Source organism: Flavobacterium sp. FPG59, from assembly GCF_002150205.1.
Lineage (GTDB): Bacteria > Bacteroidota > Bacteroidia > Flavobacteriales > Flavobacteriaceae > Flavobacterium.
Map to the genome: position 1 here is coordinate 1 of NZ_MTCA01000204.1, position 5,418 is coordinate 5,418.

General features: G+C 29.7%; 6 protein-coding genes. All 6 read right to left on the reverse strand.

Features of this window, described 5'->3' with window-relative positions; all coding sequences use genetic code 11:
• Nucleotides 1–94: 94 nt before the first annotated feature.
• Nucleotides 95–289, reverse strand: coding sequence for a hypothetical protein (locus FPG59_RS13395; RefSeq protein WP_086455092.1), 195 nt, complete (start codon nucleotides 287–289; stop codon nucleotides 95–97).
• A 197-nt stretch (nucleotides 290–486) separates the two neighbouring features.
• Nucleotides 487–921 carry a response regulator gene (locus tag FPG59_RS13400; RefSeq protein ID WP_086455093.1) on the reverse strand — a complete coding sequence of 145 codons (435 nt, stop codon included), beginning with the start codon at nucleotides 919–921 and terminating at the stop codon, nucleotides 487–489.
• Nucleotides 918–3,386: a PAS domain-containing hybrid sensor histidine kinase/response regulator gene (locus FPG59_RS13405; protein WP_086455094.1), complete on the reverse strand. Its 2,469-nt coding sequence runs from the start codon at nucleotides 3,384–3,386 to the stop codon at nucleotides 918–920. The genes FPG59_RS13400 and FPG59_RS13405 overlap by 4 nt, the downstream gene beginning before the upstream one ends.
• A 2-nt stretch (nucleotides 3,387–3,388) precedes the next feature.
• Nucleotides 3,389–3,949, reverse strand: a complete 561-nt coding sequence (locus FPG59_RS13410; RefSeq protein ID WP_086455095.1) for an AraC family transcriptional regulator — start codon at nucleotides 3,947–3,949, stop codon at nucleotides 3,389–3,391.
• A gap of 382 nt (nucleotides 3,950–4,331) precedes the next feature.
• Nucleotides 4,332–4,811, reverse strand: a complete 480-nt coding sequence (locus FPG59_RS13415; RefSeq protein WP_086455096.1) for a hypothetical protein — start codon at nucleotides 4,809–4,811, stop codon at nucleotides 4,332–4,334.
• A 3-nt stretch (nucleotides 4,812–4,814) separates the two neighbouring features.
• Nucleotides 4,815–5,418 (reverse strand): peptidoglycan DD-metalloendopeptidase family protein (locus FPG59_RS13420; RefSeq protein WP_140344665.1); only part of this gene is annotated, 604 nt, incomplete at its 5' end.

Genomic DNA, 5,418 nt, shown 5'->3' on the forward strand with positions numbered 1-5,418 from the left:
AATACTATGTACTCATACTTTAAATACAAAACTTCTTGAAGATCTTTTAATTCAATAGAAATTCTAAAAATTAGAAGAATCCAATTAATTCATTTTAAGATTCGTCCTTAGTAGTACGAACTAAACTGATTCCTGAAATAAAAAATACAGCACCAAGAATACCGTAAATCAGTAAAGGTTTTACAGATTCAAAATCAGAATTTGCCGATGAGAATAACATAGCTGTATAAATTAATCCACCTATCCCAAGGACGGTGAGTATTGTTCCAAAAATTCTTTTGATGTTCATTTTTATATAATTTAGTTAAACAAAAATAGTTGTAATGAACTTCGTTATTGTTGTACAATTTTTTATAATACTTATATCATTCACACAAAATGATTTAAGGTCTTTTTTGCAGTAAAAAAAACGCTTTAGCTTTCAATTTTAAAAATTTTTAAAATTGAAAGCTAAAGCGTAGCTGTACTATAATAGAAGAGAAAAATCTACATTCTATCCATGTACCATTGCAGTTCTTTTTCTAATTTTTGATACTTAAAAATCGTAGAAATTATTTTTTCTAAGCGTAAAAAAGCGGTTTCACTTTTTACCACATAATCAAATGCCTTGTGATGCATGCATTGCACGGCAACCTCTATCTTATCCTGAGATGAAAGCATTATGACAGGAATATTTGAGTTTAATTCTTTTATTTTATCTAATGTTTGCAAGCCATTCATAGCACCAATTACAATTCCATCTAATTGAAAATCAAGAATAACTAAATCAGGTGAATGATTTAAATTTTCTATGCACTTTTCTCCAGTAGGGTAGGTTTCTACTACAAAATCCGTGTTCTGATTAAATTCAATTTCCAATGATTTTAAAAATAAAGCATCATCATCTACTAGAAAAATCTTAATTTTATTTTCGTTTATCACTTTTTTTTATTTTTTATAATGTTTAATTCTTCTTCTAATTCTCCACAAGCTTGCAAACAAATTTCCTCTAATTGCAATACTAATCCATCAATTTCATTTAATTTTTCTTGTGAATTTGCAAACTCCTGAATTCTTTTGGCAATATCTTCAAAGTCAGTACTAATACCCATAATAGAGAATGAAGGAATCATTTTATGTGCAGCTGCAGCCAATAATTGCCAATTTTGTTCTGCAAAACTTTGTTTAATCGTATTTATTAATGTGGGAGTCTGAGCAAGATATAAATCAATCATCTCCATCATAAGCTCTGGATTAGACTTTGTTCTTTGATTTAAATAAACAAGATCTATACATCTTATTTTTTTTACTGTAGTGTCAATATTTTCATTCAATTTTGCTGACAATTTTTCTAGTTTAGGTTTTTTAAGAATGCCAACAATTTTACTATACAATAACCTTTCATCTACAGGTTTTGCAAGATAATCATTCATTCCTACGGCTTTACATTTGTCTAAATCTACTGTTGTTACATCAGCAGTGAGTGCAATTATAGGTATTTGTGACTGCATTTTAATTCGTATGTATTCTGTTGCTTCAAATCCATTCATTTCAGGCATTTGCAAGTCCATTAAAATGATGTCATACGTCTTATCTTTTAACATTTCGATTGCAATTTTTCCATTTTCTGCAACATCACGTTCAAAACCAAAATCATCCAGAACAGTTTTCATTAACAATTGGTTCAATGCAATATCTTCAACCACTAAAACTTTTATATTTTTAATTTCTGAATCCAGTTCTAGCAAATCATTTTCTAGTGCAGCATTGGCATTTGTCTTTTGAAAACTTAAAGAAAAACTAAAATTAGATCCCTTTTTTATAGTGCTTTTTACTCGAATTTTTCCTCCTTGTAATTCAACAAGCTGTTTAACAATAGCTAATCCTAATCCAGTACCACCATAAATTCTGGAAGTACCACTTGAGGCTTGATTGAAATTTTCAAAAATATGATTTAGTTTGTCCGCTGGTATTCCTATTCCCGTATCCGAAATAGAAAATTCAATAACCACACGATCATCGTCCTCAAAAACTAGCTGAGCACCTACTGTGATTTTTCCTTTTTGGGTAAACTTTACAGCATTATTTACTAGGTTTAAAATAATTTGATGCAAACGAACAGGGTCACCCACTAAAACATTCGGAATGTTAGTATCGTATGCTTTAATAAGTTTTAAGTTTTTTTCTTGAATTTTATTTTCAAATAAATGAAGCATAGATTCAAGGGAAGCATTCAATTTGAATGGTTTTTTCTCAAAAGTCATTTTACCAGAATCTACCTTGGCAAGGTCTAAGATATCATTAATCAAAACGATTAATGCATCGCCACTCATTTTTATAGCATTAATGTATTCTAATTGTTTTACCGTCAAATCGGTTTTTAAAACAACTTTTGTGAATCCAATAATTGCATTCATTGGAGTCCTAATTTCGTGACTCATATTAGATAAAAATTGCTGTTTGGCTTTTACAGCATTTTTAGCAATTATGGCTGCACTTTCGGCATTTTTTTTAGCTTCTTCTGCAATTTCGGTTGCTAGTTCAGCAAATACTCGTGCTTCTATTAAGGCTGATGCTATTTTTTTTTGTTCTGTTACATCTCTCGCTACTATAACTACACCAGCCACTTCTCCTTGTGCATCTTTGTATACAGAACCGTTACAAAGTACATCAGTTAATTTTCCATTTCTGTGCTTTATAGTAAGTGGTAAATTAGAAACGCTTCCTTTATCAAAAACTTCTTTATGCACTTCACGAGCATTCTTTTTTTCGGTAAAATAATCAAAAAAATCAGATCCAGTGAGCTCTTCTCTTGACATACCAGTACTGTTTACCAAGGCCTGATTCATATCCGTAATCTTACCTTTGGTGTTCAAAGTAACTAGCGGATCTTGACTGGCTTCAATTAAACTCAAAGTATACTGAGATGCTAGAATTGCAGAGTTATTGAGTTTTTCAAGTTCTTTATTAAGGTCTTGTTGTTTTTCTTTTTCTTTATGCGCTTCCTCTAATTCAATGGACCATTTTTGTTTTGAGGTTTCACGTACAACAAAAATAACACCAATTAATTTTCCTTCGTTATCTTTAAAAGGTGTTCCATTACACAAGATGGGTATTAAATTACCAGCTTCACCTTTAATTTCTAATGCTTGATCGTATAGTGACCCTTTTTGGCAAACTATTGATATAAGATTTCGAACTTGCTGAACGGGATGACAATAATCTTCAAAATTGGAATACAGTATATTTTCACGTTCTTTACCAATAATTAATGAAGTTGCTTTGTTGAAATCAATAATTTCACCTTGTATGTTTACAATAAAAATAGGCTCTAGTATAGACTCTATTAAATTTCGGTTATACTGAACATCATTATTTTCCTGGATTTCTCCATTTTTGTAATACATATCTATAAGTTGTTTTTGTGATTTCCAATTTCTTCAATTGGACTTCTCCTTTTATCTTTTAATTTTTTAAAATGTGAAGGAGATAAGCCTGTCACTTTTTTAAACTGGCTCGAAAGATGGGCTACACTACTGTAATTCATTTTCCAAGCAATTTCAGTAATGTTTAATTCCCCATAAATAATAAGCTCTTTAATGCGCTCTGTTTTATGTGAAATAATAAATTGTTCAATTGTAGTACCTTGAACCTCAGAAAATAAATTTGATAAATAGGTGTAATCATGGTTTAACTGCTGACTTAAATAATCTGAAAAGTTAATTTTAATGACTTCAGTTGAGTGGTGTACCATCTGGATAATGACATTTTTTATTTTTTCTATCAACATAGATTTTTTATCATCCATCAACTCAAGCCCTGAATCAAGAAGTGCAGCTTTTAAGATTTGTCTTTGCTCCATAGATAAGTTTTCCATGATTTCGACTTCTCCTAAATCAACAACCACAAAATGGAGTTTCAGCTTTTTTAACTCTTCTTTGACAGCAATTTTACAACGATTGCTCACCATGTATTTAATGTATAGTTTCAAATAAATTTATTTAATGTTGTGTTAGTAACGTGTTTAAAATATGTAAGTTACGTTATTTAATTTTAAGGTAATCCCAAATGAATTTAATTTTCACAAATACTAATTATTTATAAAATTAATTTTAGAGACGTATAAAAAATAGTACAATACAATTATCGAAAAAATACAATCAAATATTTTGTTCGTTTTTTCAATACTGTAAAATTATACTAAGTCAACATTTTATTTGTTATATAATTAAATTGAAAACTTGTAAAATAATTTAGGTTAACTATTTCAGGAAAATAGAAAATAACTCTTGATTTTTAGCTTATTACAAGGTAAATATATCAAATGGGATACTTAGAAATTGAATGAGTTATTAATTTATACTAATTTCATCTTTCCAGTCTAATGATTTTATGGAGGAAACCTTATTAGTAGATGTCATTGTGACTCTCAATTCTTTATTGGCAATATTTTTAGAATAAAGTGCTTTGTATCTAAAAATAATGGAATTATCGCTTTTAATTGTATAGGCTTCAATAAGTTTTAAATCCTCAAATGTGCCGTAATATTGTCTAAATCGTTGACATGTTTTAGTAAGTCTTTCTTGTGTGGTATTTTGAATCACTGATGGTGTTGCTTCATCAGCCGTAAAAGGTTTAAATTTAGAAGTGTTACACGTCATTAAAACACGTTTACCTAGTTCATAGGCCTTGTTCTTTTGAATATCACTGATTTCACCTACAGCTATTTTTATTGTATTCGTTGCTATTTTGGGATTCATTGTTATGTCTTTAGTTGTTTTACAACCAATAACAACCAATAAGATAGCTGTAAGTAAAATTAATTTTTTCATATTTTATATTTTAAGTAATAGGTTAGGATCTGGGCAATTTTCTAGATAAAAATCTAAATCTTTTTTACTACAAACACCTGGATAATCTCCATGCATTCCTTGTATGTTTTTTATAATTTGAAAGTGTAGGTGAGGGGCATAATCTCCGTTTACAGCTGCTTCTCCAAGTGTAGCTAGCAACTGACCTTTTGCAAAGAAATCACCAACAGCAATATTTTTTAAACTATCTAAAGATAAATGTCCGTAAAGGGTGTAAAACAGATGTTCCTCAATGGTGTGCTCTAAAATTATTGTAGGACCGTAATCACCCAAACCAGTATTGTAATTAAAACTATGAACGGTACCGTCAAGAGCTGCTAATACTGACGTTCCTGCTTTTATCCATAAGTCTAGTCCTAAGTGAATGTTCCTTTCTTCAATATTAGGATCATTAAAAATACCACTACGCTTATACAAATCTCTAGTTTCATTGTAACCTCCATAAGCTACTTTAGCATTTTTTTCTAATAAATAGTTGTCTATGTAATGCTCAAATTCGGGGGCATTTTTCAATTGTAGGTTTTGAAAATTAGTATTGTGTACTGATAAATCCAGTGGAATATAATCA